General features: G+C 71.4%; 15 protein-coding genes and 1 tRNA gene. 8 read left to right on the forward strand and 8 right to left on the reverse strand.

What is annotated here, in order from left to right; genetic code table 11:
* Nucleotides 1-10: 10 nt before the first annotated feature.
* Nucleotides 11-1,243 carry a CDP-glycerol glycerophosphotransferase family protein gene (locus tag BLT36_RS07790; protein WP_092093650.1) on the forward strand — a complete coding sequence of 411 codons (1,233 nt, stop codon included), beginning with the start codon at nt 11-13 and terminating at the stop codon, nt 1,241-1,243.
* A gap of 43 nt (nt 1,244-1,286) precedes the next feature.
* On the opposite strand, the gene BLT36_RS07795 is transcribed toward BLT36_RS07790, so the two are convergent.
* From BLT36_RS07795 to BLT36_RS07810, 4 genes are all read right to left on the reverse strand, one after another.
* Nucleotides 1,287-1,589, reverse strand: coding sequence for a hypothetical protein (locus tag BLT36_RS07795; RefSeq protein ID WP_092093653.1), 303 nt, complete (start codon nt 1,587-1,589; stop codon nt 1,287-1,289).
* Nucleotides 1,590-1,700: 111 nt separating this feature from the next.
* Entirely contained in the window at nt 1,701-2,471 is a 771-nt protein-coding gene (locus BLT36_RS07800; protein ID WP_092093656.1) for an ABC transporter ATP-binding protein, read from the reverse strand.
* A complete protein-coding gene (locus BLT36_RS07805; protein WP_254787518.1) occupies nt 2,471-3,271 on the reverse strand; it encodes an ABC transporter permease in 801 nt (266 codons plus the stop codon). Before BLT36_RS07805 ends, BLT36_RS07800 begins: the two co-directional genes overlap by 1 nt.
* 68 nt (nt 3,272-3,339) lie before the next feature.
* On the reverse strand, nt 3,340-4,035 hold the full coding sequence (locus tag BLT36_RS07810; RefSeq protein ID WP_092093662.1) for a phosphocholine cytidylyltransferase family protein: 696 nt from the start codon (nt 4,033-4,035) through the stop codon (nt 3,340-3,342).
* Between the two features lie 299 nt (nt 4,036-4,334).
* On the opposite strand from BLT36_RS07810, the gene BLT36_RS07815 reads away from it, so the two are divergent.
* The 3 genes from BLT36_RS07815 to BLT36_RS07825 all read left to right on the forward strand — a co-directional run bounded on the left by BLT36_RS07815 (nt 4,335) and on the right by BLT36_RS07825 (nt 8,036).
* Nucleotides 4,335-5,729, forward strand: a complete 1,395-nt coding sequence (locus BLT36_RS07815) for an ABC transporter ATP-binding protein (RefSeq protein ID WP_254787431.1) — start codon at nt 4,335-4,337, stop codon at nt 5,727-5,729.
* Entirely contained in the window at nt 5,705-7,276 is a 1,572-nt protein-coding gene (locus BLT36_RS07820; RefSeq protein WP_092093665.1) for a hypothetical protein, read from the forward strand. Before BLT36_RS07815 ends, BLT36_RS07820 begins: the two co-directional genes overlap by 25 nt.
* Nucleotides 7,277-7,775: 499 nt before the next feature.
* Nucleotides 7,776-8,036: a DUF3039 domain-containing protein gene (locus tag BLT36_RS07825; RefSeq protein WP_092093667.1), complete on the forward strand. Its 261-nt coding sequence runs from the start codon at nt 7,776-7,778 to the stop codon at nt 8,034-8,036.
* 8 nt (nt 8,037-8,044) lie between these two features.
* Here BLT36_RS07825 and BLT36_RS07830 read toward each other — a convergent pair whose 3' ends face one another.
* Complete coding sequence (locus tag BLT36_RS07830) at nt 8,045-9,334, reverse strand: nicotinate phosphoribosyltransferase (protein WP_092093670.1); 1,290 nt, start codon at nt 9,332-9,334, stop codon at nt 8,045-8,047.
* Nucleotides 9,335-9,450: 116 nt separating this feature from the next.
* On the opposite strand from BLT36_RS07830, the gene murI reads away from it, so the two are divergent.
* From murI to rdgB, 3 genes are read left to right on the forward strand one after another with little or no spacing between them, the layout of a single operon-like run.
* Nucleotides 9,451-10,296, forward strand: coding sequence for a glutamate racemase (murI, locus tag BLT36_RS07835; RefSeq protein WP_092093673.1), 846 nt, complete (start codon nt 9,451-9,453; stop codon nt 10,294-10,296).
* Complete coding sequence (rph, locus tag BLT36_RS07840) at nt 10,293-11,030, forward strand: ribonuclease PH (RefSeq protein ID WP_092093676.1); 738 nt, start codon at nt 10,293-10,295, stop codon at nt 11,028-11,030. The genes murI and rph overlap by 4 nt, the downstream gene beginning before the upstream one ends.
* Nucleotides 11,027-11,617 carry an RdgB/HAM1 family non-canonical purine NTP pyrophosphatase gene (gene rdgB / locus BLT36_RS07845; protein ID WP_092093679.1) on the forward strand — a complete coding sequence of 197 codons (591 nt, stop codon included), beginning with the start codon at nt 11,027-11,029 and terminating at the stop codon, nt 11,615-11,617. The genes rph and rdgB overlap by 4 nt, the downstream gene beginning before the upstream one ends.
* A 187-nt stretch (nt 11,618-11,804) precedes the next feature.
* Here rdgB and BLT36_RS07850 read toward each other — a convergent pair whose 3' ends face one another.
* The 3 genes from BLT36_RS07850 to BLT36_RS07860 form a co-directional block, all read right to left on the reverse strand.
* Nucleotides 11,805-12,491 carry a DedA family protein gene (locus BLT36_RS07850; protein ID WP_092093681.1) on the reverse strand — a complete coding sequence of 229 codons (687 nt, stop codon included), beginning with the start codon at nt 12,489-12,491 and terminating at the stop codon, nt 11,805-11,807.
* A 130-nt stretch (nt 12,492-12,621) separates the two neighbouring features.
* Nucleotides 12,622-12,702 (reverse strand) — tRNA-Leu (locus BLT36_RS07855).
* An 87-nt stretch (nt 12,703-12,789) separates the two neighbouring features.
* Entirely contained in the window at nt 12,790-14,082 is a 1,293-nt protein-coding gene (locus BLT36_RS07860; RefSeq protein WP_092093684.1) for an MFS transporter, read from the reverse strand.
* A 59-nt stretch (nt 14,083-14,141) separates the two neighbouring features.
* Between BLT36_RS07860 and mnmA the strand changes: the two genes are divergently transcribed.
* Nucleotides 14,142-15,248 carry a tRNA 2-thiouridine(34) synthase MnmA gene (gene mnmA, locus BLT36_RS07865; RefSeq protein ID WP_092093686.1) on the forward strand — a complete coding sequence of 369 codons (1,107 nt, stop codon included), beginning with the start codon at nt 14,142-14,144 and terminating at the stop codon, nt 15,246-15,248.
* The last annotated feature ends 118 nt before the right edge of the window (nt 15,249-15,366 follow it).

Consider the following 15,366-nt stretch of genomic DNA (forward strand, 5'->3'; position numbering starts at 1 on the left):
AAGAGGGACCATGCCGATCATCAGCGACGTGCGCACCGCCGTACGGCTCGCCGAACGCCTGCTGAAGTCGCGGCGGAGCCGGCGCGGCCTGGCCCGACGGCTGCCCTCCGCGCCGGCCCCGGCACCCGGCACCGTCGAGATCGCCGTCTACTTCGCCGACGGCCCCGTGAACATGTACCAGGTCCGGCAGTGGTACGCCCCGCTCGCCGAACTCGCCGCGACGCACCCCGTCGCGATCGTCTCGCGGAGCCCCGGCACCATGCTCACGCTGCTCGACGAGTCCCCGGTGCCGGTGGTCTACGCACGCCAGGTCGTCGACCTCGAGCGCTTCGTCGACGAGCAGGCGCCGAAGATCGTCTTCTACGTCAACCAGAACGCCCGCAACTTCCAGATGATGCGGTACGGGCGGATGTGGCACGTCTTCGTCAACCACGGCGAGAGCGACAAGATGTACATGACGACGAACCAGTTCAAGGCGTACGACTACGCGTTGATCGCCGGTGACGCCGCTCGTGACCGTCTGTCCGACGCGCTCTGGGACTACGACCTCGACAACCGGGCGATCGCCATCGGCCGCCCGCAGGCCGACCACTTCGCCGGCGCCGCACCGTACCCGTCGGACGACCGCACCGTCGTGCTGTACGCCCCGACGTGGGAGGGTGACCGGCCGGCAGCGGCCTACGGGTCGATCGCGAGCCACGGCACCGCGATCGCGGAGCAGGTGCTCGCGTCGCCGCGGCACCGGCTGGTCTACCGTCCGCACCCGCGGAGCGGCGTCCGTGACGCCGGCTACAAGGCGGCACACGAACGCATCGTCGCGGCGATCGCCAGCGCGAACGCCGCCGACCCGGCCGCCCACCACGTGTACGACGACGGCGCGGAGCTCGGCTGGCAGCTGGCCGGTGCCGACGTCGCGATCACGGACATCAGCGCGATGATCTACGACCGGCTCGCCGTCGGCAAGCCGCTCATCGTCACCCGCCCGGTCGCGCCCGAGGCGGACGTGGACGAGCGCGGGTACCTCAGCGACGCGAACTGGCTGCGAGCGTCGGACGTCGACCAGGCGCTCGCGCGGATCGACGCCGCCGCGACCGACGCGGACGAGCTCGCGAAGCTGCAGCACTGGGTGCAGCGCTACTTCGGTGACACGACGCCCGGTGTCGCCACGGCGCGGCTGCACGACGCCGTCGAGCGGCTGGTCGCCCGGTGGCACGAGGTCGCTGCCGAGCGCGGCGAGGCCTGACCTGCCGACGCCCACACCTGGCGCGCCCACCCGCCACGACCGGTCAGGCCGCACGGCCGTCACCGACGAGTGACATCCGCCAGAGGTACTCGGACCGGTCCGGCCGACGCCATCGGACGACGACGACCCCGGTGTCCTCGGGATCGGCGCCGAACACGGCGATCGACAGTCCCCGGCCGGGCTCGAGCCGGCGGACGGCCAGCGGCGGGCAGTAGCCGTTGCCGAGGTGGGTGAGGGTGAGCCCGTCGACGGGCTCGTCGCCGATGTTCACCAGGTCGTAGCGGCGTGGAGCGAGCGAGCGGTCGATCGTGAACGGGACTGCGTAGGCCGGTGTCGGGTGGTGCATGCCGTCACCGTAGGGGGAGGGTCCGACGTCGCGGCCCCGTCGGGGGCCTCGGTACCCCTGGGCTGTGGAGGGGGAGCCGGAACGCCGGGTTGTGGAGGGAGAAGGGGCCGGTCAGGCGCCGTAGTCGGCGGAGTAGCGCGACAGGGCTTCCTCGATCGTGCCGTCGAGCTGCAGCTGCCCCTTGTCGAGGTAGAGCCCGCGCTCGCAGAACCGTCGCAGGTCCTTGTCGCTGTGCGAGACGAAGAACAGCGTCCGGCCACCGGCGAGGAGCTCCTCGATCCGCTTGTAGCACTTCTCGCGGAACCCCTTGTCGCCGACCGCCAGCACCTCGTCGACCAGGATGACGGGTTCGTCGAGGCGCGAGATCACCGCGAAGGCGATGCGGACCTTCATGCCGCTCGACAGGTGCTTGTAGGGGGTGTCCACGAAGTCGGCGATCTCGGCGAACTCGATGATCTCGTCGAAGGCGTCCCGGATCTCGGCGCGCGACATGCCGTGGAGCCCGGCCGTCAGGTAGACGTTGTCGCGGACCGAGAGGTCACCGACGAAGCCGCCGGTGATCTCGATGAGCGGCGCGACGCCCGCGCCCACGTGCACGCGGCCCTCGTCCGGCAGCATCACCTGGGCCACCAGCTTGAGGAGCGTCGACTTGCCCTGTCCGTTCCGGCCGACGACACCGATCGCTTCGCCCGGGCGGACGTCGAACGACACGTTCCGGAGCGCCCAGAACTCGTCGGCACGCTTCCGGCGGTTGCTCCCGGCGAAGAGGTCCTTGAAGCTCCGGCTCGCACGGCGGTTGCGCTTGAACCGGATGCCGGCGTCGCGGACGGAGATCACGGGGGTGACCGTGGCGACACGTCCGGTCTGTTCGGTGGCGGTCATCACAGCTCCTTCAGGACCCGGTGCTCGCTGCGACGGAACACCACGAGTCCGATCACGACGACGACCACGGTCACGACGACCGACACCGCCACTTCGAACCAGTCGAGCTGCTTCGGGAAGAACGCGGAGCGGTAGATGCCGAAGATCCCGCTGAGGGGGTTGAACGCGGCCAGGTCGTGCAGCTTGTCCGGCAGGGCCTGGGTGCCGTAGATGATCGGCGACGCGTAGAAGAGGAAGCGCAGCACGAGCTTCACGGCACGCTCGAGGTCGCGGAAGAAGACCACCAGCGGCGCGACGATCAACCCGAGGCCGTACACGAGCGCGCACTGCAGGACGATCGCCAGCGGGTAGAGCGCGAGCTCCCAGTGGACGCGCGCACCGGTGGCGATCGCGAAGACTGCGAGCACCGGCAGGCTCAGCAGGAACTCGATGCCCTTCGAGGCGTTGACCCGAGCGACCCAGATGCTCCGCGGGATCGTCGTCGACCGGATGAGCTTGGTCTCCTTGATGAACGCCCGGGTGGAGTCGGAGACCGCTCCGGTGAACCACATCCACGGCAGCAGTGCCGACAGCAGGAACACGATGTAGGGCTCCTCGCCGACCGACCCGCGGTGGAACACCTGGGTGAAGACGAACCAGTAGATCGCCGACATCACGAGCGGGTCGAGGATCGACCAGAAGTAGCCGAGCGCCGAGGTCGAGTAGCGGACCCGGAGGTCGCGGACCGTCAGCAGCCAGAGGGCATGACGATAGCGCCGACCGGCGCTCCGGGTCGCCGCAGGTGCGGCAGCCGCGGGCACGGTCGGCGCGCTCGCTGTGGTCACGGTTTCCCTTCGGGCGGAACCGCCGAGGGGGTCCTGATGGAGGCTCAGGCGAACAGGTTGTTCGCGCGCTCGAGGTCCTCGGCGAAGTCGATCTCGACGGCGTACAGGTCGGAGATGTCGACCGGGCTCCAGCGTAGCCCGTCCTCGGCGATGGCTGCCTCGATGCCGCCCTCGAAGTACTCCTGGTCGTCGACACGACCGAGCTGACGGATGAGTGCCTGCTTGTCCTGCGCGGAGACGTAGTTGATGCCGACGGCTTCGCCGAGGCCGCCCACGACCTGCTTCGACAGCTTGTGGATGAAGCCCTCGGCGTCGACCGTGTACTTGACCTCTTCGTCGGACACCTTCTCGGTGTTGACGCTGACGAACGAGCGGTCCTCGTCGATCATGTCGGCGGCCCGGACGAGTGCGCGCGGGTCGAACACGACGTCACCGTTCATCCAGAGGACCCCGCCCTTGCCCGTGGCCTTGAGCGCACGGAGGAGGCTCTTCGAGGTGTTCGTGGAGTCGTACGACTCGTTGTAGACGAAGTTCGCCTCGGGGAAGGCCTCGACGATGTACTCGGACTTGTAGCCGACGACGATCGTCACGCGGGCGCTCGAACCGAACGCGGCGCGGATGTTGTCGAACTGCTGCTGCATGATGGTGCGGCCGTCGCTCAGTTCGGTGAGCGGCTTCGGCAGGCTGCGGCCGAGGCGGCTGCCCATCCCTGCTGCGAGGATCACGATCTGCGTGGTCATGGTGGTCCCTTCCGGTGTCCGCCCGCGCGCCCTGGGGCACGGGCGGGCCTCGTCGAGTCTGCTCGCGGAAGGTCCGAGTTCGCCGTGAAGTCGCCGACCCTGCGGCCATTCGCAGGGTGGGGAGCGTCGCGGGAGCACCGGCCGCAGCAGGTTTCCAAGTGGTGAACACTCCGTCGTGTCCTGGTGAATGATACGGAACGACCCGTCGTCGGGGGACGTGTCCGCGCCCTTCGTGCTCAATTCGTGACCCTGGGAACCACCGTCCTGCGGTGTCCGCAGAGCGTTGGTACGGTGGGGCGGTGGCAGCAGGAGCAGCAGATGACGAGGACGTGTACGCCACGGCCGACGCTGCCTGGCTGACCGAGGACGACGCCACCGCGGCGCAGGAAGCCGCTGATGACGACATGGGGGACGGGGATGCGGACGACGCCTCCGCTGAGGACGCGATGACCGACGACACGACGGCGGGCGACACGCTCACCGACGACACGACGGCGGGCGACACGCTCGCCGACGACACGACGGTCCGCGACACACACGACGACGACACGACGAGCGACGACACGTCGGCAGACGGCACCGCACCGGACGACGCGGCCGCGGCGCTCGCCGCCCAGGCGGTCGCCTCGCAGCCCACCGGACGTCGCCCTGCCAAGGCACGCGGCGGCAAGGGACGGGCCACGCGCCCGGCGCAGACGGCGGGGACGACCGGCACCGTGCCTCCAGGCCGTGACACGTCGGACGAGGCGGAGGCGACGATCCAGGACGACGCGACGGACGCGGCCGTTGCCGACACGATCGCTGCCGACGCGACCGCTGCCGACACGACCGTTGCCGACACGACCACCGGCGACAGTGCGTCCCGAGCGGCAAAGGCGAAGAAACGCCAGACCTCCTCGAAGCGCCCCACGACGCTGCCGAAGCAGCCGCAGCAGCCGGTGGTGCTCCGCGCCAGCGGCCTGGTGAAGCGGTACGGCCAGACGCTCGCGGTGGACGAGGTCGACCTCGAGATCCGCCAGGGCTCGATCTTCGGCGTCGTCGGACCGAACGGCGCCGGCAAGACCACCACGCTGTCGATGGTGACCGGACTCCTCCGTCCGGACGCCGGCAGCGTCACCGTGCTCGACCACGACGTCTGGGCGGACCCGACCGCAGCCAAGCGCGACCTCGGGGTCCTGCCCGACCGGCTCCGGTTGTTCGACCGCCTGACCGGCGCGCAGCTCCTCTTCTACTCGGCGACCCTCCGCGGGCTCGACGGGGCGACCGCCCGGAAGCGCAGCGCGGACCTCGCCGAGGCGTTCGGTCTGGGCGAGGCCCTGGGCCGGCAGGTCGCCGACTACTCGGTCGGCATGGCGAAGAAGATCGCCCTCGCGGCGACGCTCATCCACTCACCGCGGGTGCTCGTGCTCGACGAACCGTTCGAGTCCGTCGACCCGGTCAGCGCGGCGACCATCACCGAGATCCTCCGCCGGTACACGCGCGGCGGGGGCACGGTGGTGCTCTCCAGCCACTCGATGGAACTCGTGCAGCGCACCTGCGACTCGGTCGCCATCATCGTCGGCGGCAAGGTCCTGGCGTCCGGCACGATGGCGCAGGTCCGCGGACGCAAGAGCCTCGAGGACAAGTTCGTCGAACTCGCGGGCGGCCGCGTCGTGGCAGAGAGCATGGAATGGTTGCACAGCTTCTCCGGCTGAGGGCCGACCTCCTCGCGGGGGAGGTCCGCGGCAGCGCCGGACGTTCCGTCCTCGTCGTGCTCGGCAGCCTCGCCGGGCTCGTCGCCGCGGTGTTCGTCGCGGTCGAGACGATCGCGCTCCGCGACGCGACTCCCGAGGTCGCGCGCTCCGTCATCGTCCCCGTCGGCACCCTCATCGCCTTCGCGTTCACCATCGTCCCGCTCGTCGTCGGGCGGAGCGACCAGTTCGACCCGCGCCGCTTCTCGCTCTTCGGGATCGGACGCCGGGACCTCGCCGTGGGGCTCGGGGTCGCGGGGCTCGTCGGCGTCCCGGTGATCGCGGTCGCCATCGTCGCCGTTGCCCAGTCGGTGGCGTGGATGCGCGGTGCCGGGGTCGGGCTGCTCGGCGTCGTCGGCGGCCTGCTCGCCATCGCGACCTGCGCGCTGCTCATCCGGGTCGGCTGTGCCGTCGGGGCATCCCTGATCGGTGCGAACCGGTCGCGGGACGCCGGCTGGCTCGTCGCCCTCGTCATCGTGGTGCTCGGCATCCCGACCGTCTCGCTCCTGCTCCGGGTCGACTGGCTCGCACCGCAGGGCGCCGAGGCCGAGCGGATCGCCGACGTGGCCGGCTGGACCCCGTGGGGTGCAGCATGGGCCGTGCCCGCCGACGTCGCCAGCGGTCGGGTGGGCGAGGGCATCGTGAAGCTGCTCATCGCGGTCGCCGTCGTGGCCCTGCTCGGCTGGGCCTGGTGGGCGGTCGTCGGCCGCGCGCTCGAGACCGTCGACGGCCGAACCCGCACCCGCCGCTACCGTGGGCTCGGCTGGTTCGACCGGCTCGGCTCCAGCCCGGTCGGCGCCGTCGCTGCGCGTGCCCTGACCTACTGGGGGCGCGACCCGCGCTACCGCACGTCGTACCTCATCATCGTGTTCGTGCCCGTCGTCGTGATCCCGCTCGGGGTCGCCGGCGTCCCCTGGCACTGGACCGCACTCGTGCCGCTGCCCCTGATGGCGCTCATCGCCGGGTTCCTGCCGCACAACGACGTCTCGTACGACAACACCGCCGTGTGGCTGCACGTCGCCTCGGGAGCGCCGGGCTGGAGCGACCGGCTCGGCCGACTCGTCCCGGTGCTCGCGGTGGGCATCCCCGCGATCGTGCTCGGGGCGTGGGCATCCGCCTGGCTGTTCGGCGACTGGACGGCGTTCCCCGTGCTCATCGGGGTCTGCGCGAGTGCGCTGCTCGCCGGGCTCGGGTTGTCGAGCGTCGTCTCGGTGCTCCTGCCGTACCCGACGGTCCGCCCCGGCGATCACCCGTTCCAGCAGCCCCAGGCCGCCGGGGTGCTCGCATCGGTCGCGCAGTCGGCGATGGTCGTCGGGATCGTGGTGTGCTCGGTGCCCGGCGCGTGGCTCGGCGTGCTCGCGCTCGCGGACGGCCCGGCGCCGTGGGACGTGTTGACGCTGGTCGTCGGGGTCCTCGTCGGTGTCGTGGTGCTCGTGGCTGGCGTGGCGGTCGGTGGCCGCCTCTTCGACCGGCACGGCCCGGACCTACTGGCGGCGGCGCAGCGCAACTGACGCAGGTCGCGTCCGGCGTGACTGTCTGACGGACTGGAGGCGCGTGGCGGCATCGCCACGCGCCTCCAGTCCGTCGTGCGCGTGCGCGGCGCGCGCGTTCTCGCCTTCTCCGCGCGCGCGTTCTCCGTGCGCGCGTTCTCGCGCGGAGTATGGCCGCGTCAGCGGGCAGAGGGGCCGGCGGAGGCGTGCTGACGCGAACGGGCGGAAGCGCGGGGTGCCCGCGCCGGGGAGCCAGGTGTTCCGCCCGCTCGGCGCGGGCGGGACACCCAGCCGAGTCGCGCGCTGACGCGAACGGGCGGAAGCGCGGGGTGCCCGCGCCGGCGACACGGGTGATTCGCCCGTTCGCGGTGCCGAGCTGCCGCCGAACCCGCCGCCGAAGCCCGCGGCCGAAGCCCGCGCTCTCCCGCGAGCGAGCGGGCGGAAGCGCAGCGTGCCCGCGCCGCCGACCCCGCGCTTTCGCCCGCTCGCGGGTGGCGGCGGGGCGTCGTACCCTGGGACCATGAGCATGACCGAACCCGGCGGCGGCCTCGACGTGATGGACCGCGAGCTCGAGAAACTCCTCGAAGAGGAAGCGATCGAGCCCGGCGACCACGAGCGGTTCTCGCACTACGTGAAGAAGGACAAGATCCTGCAGTCGGCCCTCAGTGGCAAGCCCGTCAAGGCGCTGTGTGGCAAGAAGTGGATCCCGGGCCGCGACCCGGAGAAGTTCCCGGTGTGCCCCGACTGCAAGGCCATCTACGAGAAGATGAAGGCGGAGTAAGCGCCGCCTCAGATCACCAGCGTCGGGATCGCGGGGTCTCCGCGGCCGATGCGCGATGCGTCCGCGGGCAGCTCCGCCTTCGCCATCTTGTGGTGTGCCCGAGCTGCCTCGACGCCGGCGACCCCGAGGAACGCGGGGTCGACCTCGCCGTTCGTCACGACGGGCACGAGCAGCGGCCGCTCGTCGGGGCCGACCTGCCCCGAGGTGAGCACGACCTCGGCGGTCGCGATGCCGTTGCGGAGCCGACGCCCGGCTTCCTTCCGGCCACCGAGCGTCGCCTTGTCGGCGGACTTCTTCGCGACGGGCACCCAGTCGCCGCCGTCCGCCGGGCGGTGGGCGACGAGCTTGAAGACCATGCCCGCAGCGGGGTGCCCCGAGCCGGACACGACCGAGGTGCCGACGCCGTACGAGTCGACGGGGGCGGCCCGGAGTGCGGCGATCGTGTACTCGTCGAGGTCGTTGGTGACGGTGATCTTCGTGCTGGTCGCGCCGAGCCGGTCGAGCTGTGCCCGGACCGAGGCGACGACCGACGGCAGGTCACCACTGTCGATGCGGACGGCGCCCAGACGGCCGGACGTCAGCCGCACCGCGGTCTCGACGGCCTCCTCGATGTCGTAGGTGTCGACCAGCAGCGTCGTGCCGTCGCCGAGGGCGTCGAGCTGTGAGCGGAAGGCAGCTTCCTCGGAGTCGTGCAGCAGCGTGAACGCGTGCGCCGCGGTGCCCATCGTGGGGATGCCCCAGGTCCGCCCGGCCTCGAGGTTGCTCGTCGCACCGAAGCCGGCGATGTACGCGGCACGCGCGGCGGCGACGGCGTTCCACTCACCCGTGCGCCGTGAACCCATCTCGGCCAGCGGGCGCTTGTCGGCCGCTGACACCATGCGGGCGGCGGCCGAGGCGATCGCGGAGTCGGCGTTGAAGATGCTCAGCGCGAGGGTCTCGAGCACGACGGCCTCGGCGAAGGTGCCCTCGATCTGCAGGACGGGGGAGTTCGGGAAGAAGACCTCGCCCTCGCGGTACGCCCGGATGTCCCCGGTGAACCGGTAGTCGGCGAGGTAGGAGGCGGTCCCGGAGTCGATCACGCCGCGGTCCCGCAGGAACCCGATCTCCTCGTCGCCGAACCGGAAGTCGCTGAGTGCGGTGAGGAACCGCCCGAGACCGGCCACCACGCCGTAGCGCCGCCCGTCCGGCAGCCGCCGGGTGAACACCTCGAAGACGCACCGTCGGTCGGCCGTGCCGTCCTTCAGGGCCGCGTCGACCATGGTGAGTTCGTACTGGTCGGTGAGGAGCGCGCTGGTCACCTCCCCGACACTACTGTCGGAGCGGCCTGGAGGCGCGGATTCCGCCGGACCCCCGACTCGCGCTCCGGACACGGCCGGTTCCCTGGCGGTCGGCTCGCGTCGGTACGCTGGTCACCGTGACGGATGCACCGATCGGAGTCTTCGACAGCGGGGTCGGCGGGCTCACGGTGGCCCGCGCCATCATCGACCAGCTCCCGCGCGAGAGCATCCGGTACGTCGGGGACACCCTGCACTCGCCGTACGGGCCGAAGCCGATCGCCGACGTCCGGCGGTACGCGCTCGAGGTGATGGACGACCTGGTCGAGCAGGGCGTGAAGGCCCTGGTCATCGCCTGCAACACCGCGTCTTCCGCGGTGCTGCGGGACGCCCGTGAGCGCTACGAGCAGGCGTACGGCATCCCCGTGGTCGAGGTCATCCAGCCGGCGGCCCGCGCCGCCGTGAAGCAGACCCGTACCGGGCGCATCGGCGTGATCGGGACGGTGGGGACGATCGCCTCCCGCTCCTACGAGGACGCCTTCGCGGTGGCGTCGGACGTCACCCTGACCCTCGCTGCCTGCCCGCGGTTCGTCGAGTTCGTCGAGGCCGGCGACACCTCCTCCCACGACCTCCGCGACGTGGCCGAGGGGTACCTCGCACCCGTCCGCGCCGCCGACGTCGACACCCTCGTGCTCGGCTGCACCCACTACCCGCTCATGTCCGCCGCCATCCAGTACGTGATGGGGCCGGACGTGACGCTCGTCTCCAGTGCCGAGGAGACCGCCAGCGACGTGTACCGGCGGCTCGTCGAGCACGGGCTCGAACGCACCACCCCGGAACCCCCGACGTACTCGTTCGAGGCGACCGGCGACGACAAGAACGGTTTCATCCGACTCGCACGACGCTTCCTCGGACCCGAGGTCTCGAGCGTCGGCCACCTCCAGACCGGGGCCATCACGTTGCCCCGCATCGAAAGGACCCCATGAGCGACACGCTCCGCATTGACGGCCGCACCGCGACCGACCACCGTCCCGTCACCATCGAGCGGGGGTGGAGCACGCAGGCCGAGGGCAGCGCGCTCATCTCGTTCGGCAACACGCGGGTGCTGTGCACCGCGTCGTTCACGAACGGCGTGCCGCGCTGGATGGCCGGCAAGGGCACCGGCTGGGTCACCGCCGAGTACTCGATGCTGCCGCGCTCGACGAACGAGCGCATGCAGCGCGAGTCGATCAAGGGCAAGGTCGGCGGGCGCACGCACGAGATCTCCCGCCTCATCGGCCGGTCGCTCCGCGCCGTCGTCGACATGAAGGGCCTCGGTGAGAACACCCTCGTGCTCGACTGCGACGTGCTGCAGGCAGACGGTGGGACCCGCACGGCATCGATCACCGGTGCCTACGTCGCCATGGTCGACGCGATCGAGTGGGGCCGCGACAAGGGCTTCATCGGCAAGAAGGCCACGCCGCTGACCGACAGCGTGCAGGCGATCTCGGTCGGGATCGTCAAGGGCGAGCCGATGCTCGACCTCGCCTACACCGAGGACTCGGCGGCCGACACCGACATGAACATCGTCACGACCGGCTCGGGCAAGTTCATCGAGGTGCAGGGCACCGCCGAGCACGCGCCCTTCGACCGCGACGAGCTGAACGTCCTGCTCGACCTCGGGCTCGCGGGCAACCAGTCCCTCGCCGCCATCCAGAAGACCGCTCTGGGGCTCGCATGACATCGCGCACGGTCGTCCTGGCGACCCACAACCAGGGCAAGGTCGTCGAGCTGCGGGAGATCCTCGGCGAGGCCCTCGGCGGCGTCGAGCTCGTCGGCTACGACGGCCCGGAGCCGGTCGAGGACGGCGACACCTACGCCGCGAACGCGCTCATCAAGGCGCGGGCAGCGGTCGCGCACACCGGGCTGCCGGCGCTCGCCGACGACTCCGGGATCGCCGTGGACGCCCTCGGCGGTGCTCCGGGCATCCACTCGGCCCGGTACGCGGGCACGAGGGAGGACGCCGACAACATCGCGCTGCTCCTGCAGAACCTCGAGGGGGTCCTCGAGCGCACCGCCGCCTTCGTCTGCGCGGCCGCGTTCGTGACGCCCGAGGGGGCGGAGCACGTGGTCGAGGCCGTGTGGAACGGCGAGGTCCTCACCGTGCCGACCGGCACCGGTGGGCACGGCTACGACCCGGTGTTCAAGGCGGACGACGCCGACCGGTCCTCGGCGGAGCTCACCCGCGAGGAGAAGAACCAGCTGAGCCACCGTGCGAAGGCGTTCCGCGGGATCGCGCCGACCGTGCGGGAGTACTTCGGCGTCTGACCGGCCGGAAGCGCACCGTCCGGCGCCGTCGGCCTCGCACGCGGCACAACACAAGTCGGCCCGAACCGCGCGATCGCGTGGTTCGGGCCGACTTGTGTTGTGCGAGGTGCTGCCGGGCGAGGTGCCGCAGGCGAGGCGCCTCAGGCGAGGTGCCGCACAGGGCGAGGCGCCCCACGCGCGGTCGCGACTACTCGGTCGCGGCCTGCTCCTGCTCGTCGTGCTTCGCCTTGCGGGCGTTCCGGATGTACGTGATCGCCATCGGGACGACGGTGACGACGACCGCCGCGAGCAGGATGATGTCGATGTACTCGCGGACGATGTGCGCCACGAACGGGATGTGGCCGATGAAGTACCCGAGGAACGTGACCCCGACACCCCAGATGACCGCGCCGATCGCGTTGTACAACGAGTACTTCTTGTAGTCCATCCGCCCGACACCGGCGGCGATCGGCAGGAACGTCCGCACCACCGGCACGAAGCGGGCGAGGATCACCGCGAGCGGGCCGAACCGGTGGAAGAACGCGTTGGTGCGGTCGACGTTCGCCTTGGAGAACAGGCCGCTCTCCTTGCGCTCGAAGATCGGTGGGCCGGCCTTCTTGCCGATGTAGTAGCCGAGCTCGCCGCCGAGGAACGCCGCCGCGGCGATCATCAGGGCGGCGACCCACACCGGGATCCCGCCGATCTCGCCGCCGCGGTCGAACGCGAACAGACCGGTGATCACGAGCAGGCTGTCGCCGGGGAAGATGAACCCGATCAGCAGTCCGGTCTCGGCGAAGATGATGGCGCACACCACGAACACGGCGATCGCCCCGAAGTTGTCGAGGATGTACTGCGGATCCAGCCAGGGGATCAGGGCGAGTGCGACGGAGTGCATGGTTCTTCCGGTCGTGGAGGCGGGGTCACGGGCAGGACTCCCGCGTGACGAGGGTACCGTCCGGGGGTGTCGGGCCCATCCGCCCGGGGTATGACTTCCCCGAAGGTGCGGGAGACCGTGCGGGGAACCGTGCGGAAGGAGGGACTCGAACCCTCACGCCTGGGGCACAGGAACCTAAATCCTGCGTGTCTACCGATTCCACCACTCCCGCGAGCAGCGGCAGTCTACCGAGCGCGGGCGACGCACCGGGCGTGATCCGTGCCTCCAGGCCGTGGCCGGAGCGGCCGCCTGGCGGACGTCAGCGCAGTCGACGGGGCAGGTACCTCGGGACGTAGCGGAGCAGGATGCCCGCGCCGACCAGGCCGAGTACGCCCATCACGCCGCTCGCGATCGCGATGGAGGCGACGGCGGTGACGCCGGAGATGACGAGCGGCGCGGCGGCCGACCCGAAGTCACCCGTGAACCGCCACGCACCGAGGAAGGGTGCCGGGTTGCCGCGCGGGGCGAGGTCCGCGCCGAGCGTCATGAGGATGCCCGAGCCGACGCCGTTCGCGAGCGACATGCCGATGGCGATGGCCACGAACCAGCCGACCCGCGCGTCGAGGTGCCCGGACCACGCGAGCAGGAAGTAGCTGACGCTCAGCCCGAGCATGCAGGGGAGCGCGCTCGCCAGGCGGCCCCAGCGGTCCATGATCTGGCCGCTCGTGTAGAACAGCGCGAAGTCGACGGCACCGGCGATGCCGATGACGAGGGCCGCGGTCGAGTCGTCGAGTCCGACGCTGACCGCCCACAGCGGCAGGATCACCTGCCGTCCGGCGCGGAGCGCGCCGATCAGCCCGGCGCCGCTGCCGAGCCGCAGCAGGACGGCGCGGTTCGCGCGGATGGTGCGGAAGAGGCCGTGCGCCTCCTGCTGGACGAACTGGGCACCGGTGTCGGCCGGCGGTTCGGTCACGTCCGTCGTGTTCGCGGTCACGGGCCTGGAGGCGCGTGGCGGCCTGCGGAATCCGCGCGCTCCCGTCGCGGGGTCGCGCAGGACGAGGAGGACGACCGCGGCGGCCAGGCAGCAGGCGATGTGGATCCAGAAGGCGCTCTGCGTCGTGCCGGTGAGGTGGATCACGCCGGCGGCGATGAAGGGACCGACGAAGTAGCCGAAGCGGAACACGCCGCCGAGGCTGGACAGCGCGCGGGCGCGGATCTGGATCGGGATCGCGGTCGTCATGTACGCGTGCCGGGCGAGTGCGAACACGGCGGTCGAGACACCGACGAGGAACACCCCGACCGCGAGCACCCAGGCGTTCGGCGCGACCGTGCAGACCAGGAGCCCGACGACGGACACCACGGCGGCGCCGATCATCGCGTTCCGCTCGCCGATCCGGGCCACGACCACGCCGGAGGGCACGTCCCCGATGAGCTCGCCGACGAGGATGAGCGACGCGACGAACCCGGCGAACGCCAGGCTCGCACCGAGGGAGTCCGCCGCGATCGGGATGATCGGGATGATCGCGCCCTCGCCGATCGCGAAGAGGGCGGCGGGCAGGAACCCGGACAACAGCACCGCGCGGAAGTCGAAGGCGGGGGAGTCGGAGGTCATCGCTCGGCCAACGCTACGCCCGCTTGGGCCGTCGCCGGAAAGGTGCGACCCTTGATGCCATGCGAGTACTAGCGGCGATGAGCGGTGGGGTCGACTCGGCGGTGGCCGCGGCGCGGGCGGTCGACGCCGGACACGACGTGGTCGGTGTCCACCTCGCGCTGAGCCGGATGCCCGGGACCCTCCGGACGGGCAGCCGCGGGTGCTGCACGATCGAGGACTCGATGGACGCCCAGCGCGCCGCCTCCGCGCTCGGCATCCCGTACTACGTGTGGGACTTCTCGGCCCGGTTCAAGGAGGACGTCGTCGACGACTTCGTGGCCGAGTACCAGGCCGGCCGCACGCCGAACCCCTGCATGCGCTGCAACGAGCGGATCAAGTTCGCCGCCCTGCTCGAGAAGGCGCTCGCCCTCGGGTTCGACGCCGTCGCGACCGGGCACTACGCCTCGATCGTCACCGGTCCGGACGGCTCGCGCGAACTGCACCGCTCGGCCGCGTGGGCGAAGGACCAGTCCTACGTGCTCGGGGTGCTGACCGCCGAGCAGCTCCAGCACGCGATGTTCCCGCTCGGGGCGACCCCCTCCAAGGACGAGGTCCGCGCCGAGGCCGCTGCCCGCGGGCTCACGGTCGCGCAGAAGCCCGACTCCTACGACATCTGCTTCATCCCCGACGGCGACACCCGCGGCTGGCTCGCCGACCGGGTCGGTACCGCCCCGGGTGACGTGGTCGAGCGCGACGGCACGGTCGTCGGCTCCCACGAGGGCGCGACCGGGTACACGGTCGGGCAGCGCCGCGGCCTCGCGCTCGGACGCCCGGCGCCGGACGGGAAGCCGCGCTTCGTGCTCGAGATCCGCCCGAAGGAGAACACCGTCGTGGTCGGCCCGAAGGAGGCGCTCGACGTCACCTCGATGTCCGGCGCACGGTTCACCTGGGCCGGCACGGCACCGGCCGACCCGACCGTGCCGTTCGCGTGCGACGTGCAGATCCGGGCGCACGCCGACCCAGTGCCCGCGACGGCGCGGGTGTCCGACGGTGTGCTCGTCATCGACGTCGACGAGCCCCTGTCCGGGGTCGCGCCGGGGCAGACCGCGGTGGTCTACGTCGGGACGCGGGTGCTCGGGCAGTGCACCATCGACTCGACGGTGTCGGCGGTGCCCGCGTCGGCGTAGGGGTGGCGGGGCGCGGCGTGCGCGGTGGCGCGGGCGTGCGCGGGCGCGCGGGGGCGCGGGCGTGCGCGGGTGCGCGGGGGCGCGGGCGTGCGCGCGGCACGCGGCTGCGTCCGGGGGT

This window comes from Curtobacterium sp. UNCCL20, assembly GCF_900101675.1.
Taxonomy (GTDB): Bacteria; Actinomycetota; Actinomycetes; order Actinomycetales; family Microbacteriaceae; genus Curtobacterium.

Bases quoted from the DNA above. Each gene is read 5' to 3' on its own strand.
- rdgB (WP_092093679.1), top strand. From the start codon at position 11,027: ATGACATCGCGCACGGTCGTCCTGGCGACCCACAACCAGGGCAAGGTC.
- mnmA (WP_092093686.1), top strand. From the start codon at position 14,142: ATGCGAGTACTAGCGGCGATGAGCGGTGGGGTCGACTCGGCGGTGGCC.
- BLT36_RS07825 (WP_092093667.1), top strand. From the start codon at position 7,776: ATGAGCATGACCGAACCCGGCGGCGGCCTCGACGTGATGGACCGCGAG.
- BLT36_RS07810 (WP_092093662.1), bottom strand. From the start codon at position 4,035: ATGACCACGCAGATCGTGATCCTCGCAGCAGGGATGGGCAGCCGCCTC.
- BLT36_RS07800 (WP_092093656.1), bottom strand. From the start codon at position 2,471: ATGACCGCCACCGAACAGACCGGACGTGTCGCCACGGTCACCCCCGTG.
- BLT36_RS07795 (WP_092093653.1), bottom strand. From the start codon at position 1,589: ATGCACCACCCGACACCGGCCTACGCAGTCCCGTTCACGATCGACCGC.
- BLT36_RS07820 (WP_092093665.1), top strand. From the start codon at position 5,705: ATGGTTGCACAGCTTCTCCGGCTGAGGGCCGACCTCCTCGCGGGGGAG.
- rph (WP_092093676.1), top strand. From the start codon at position 10,293: ATGAGCGACACGCTCCGCATTGACGGCCGCACCGCGACCGACCACCGT.
- BLT36_RS07850 (WP_092093681.1), bottom strand. From the start codon at position 12,491: ATGCACTCCGTCGCACTCGCCCTGATCCCCTGGCTGGATCCGCAGTAC.
- BLT36_RS07860 (WP_092093684.1), bottom strand. From the start codon at position 14,082: ATGACCTCCGACTCCCCCGCCTTCGACTTCCGCGCGGTGCTGTTGTCC.
- BLT36_RS07790 (WP_092093650.1), top strand. From the start codon at position 11: ATGCCGATCATCAGCGACGTGCGCACCGCCGTACGGCTCGCCGAACGC.